This is a genomic window from Faecalibacterium sp. Marseille-Q3530, from assembly GCF_017377625.1.
Taxonomy (GTDB): domain Bacteria; phylum Bacillota; class Clostridia; order Oscillospirales; family Ruminococcaceae; genus Faecalibacterium; species Faecalibacterium prausnitzii_E.
Window position 1 is genome coordinate 1 of sequence record NZ_JAFREH010000044.1, and the last position, 879, is coordinate 879.

General features: G+C 49.6%; 1 protein-coding gene. It reads right to left on the minus strand.

What is annotated here, in order from left to right:
* On the minus strand, nucleotides 1–835 hold an 835-nt coding region (locus J3350_RS13875), incomplete at its 3' end, for a hypothetical protein (protein WP_207687018.1).
* Between the last annotated feature and the right edge of the window lie 44 nt (nucleotides 836–879).

Consider the following 879-nt stretch of genomic DNA (forward strand, 5'->3'; position numbering starts at 1 on the left):
AGCTGGGATTGTTTTTGAGCGTTTTCTTCCATGAGTTTTTCATCATTTCGGTCGCACGGCTCAAGGATTTGTAAACCTTCATAAACTCGTCCGGCACATGATAGCACCGGAATTCTTCTGTTTGTGGCGTGGGCATGGGAACGGGTTCCGCTTTTTCAGGCTCAAATTCAGCGCTGGCAGATTCCAACACTTCCAATGCCTCTGGATGCAGGATTTGAGCAAGGACATCTGAACGATGCTCGACACTTGCCTGCACAAGCTTGGACATTTCTTCGTTGGTGAACTTCACTTCACCGGAAAAGACTTTCTGCTTGATGCCGGGAGAGAGGTTGTCCGCAATGTCGATGCCTCGTGTATAGTGGCTGGCACGGAGAACAGAGGCACGGCTGACACCGTTTTCTTCTGCGATTCGGTCGCAGGTTTTCTTCCCGGAGTGGTGGTTATCATCGTGAGCACCACCACTTTTCTTTGCTAAAGTGTACTGATTGCCCCGAAAGATTTTTGCAGCCTTCTTCTCGGCTTCGTACTGCTTCCCAAGCAGATAGCGTTTCTGTTCGGGACTCAGGTTTCGCCGTCCCAACTGATTCCGGCAAATCCACGCAATGGCTTCTTCGCGGTTCTCAAATCGGAGCGGCATGGTAGAGAAATAAATCTCCGGGTGCTTCTGAAGAATCGCATAACGGTTGTGACCATCAACAAGGGTATTATTCCACACGATCAAAGGAGAGATCAGCTTGCCCTCTTTCAGGATATTTTCTTCAAGCTGCTTGTACTCATCGTCCGTCAGCGGCGGGATCTGATTCTGGAACTCCGGGTCGATTTTCAGATTGATCATACGCACAACTCCTTATCTCTCGTGATGTTGCGTCCGTTCGTCCT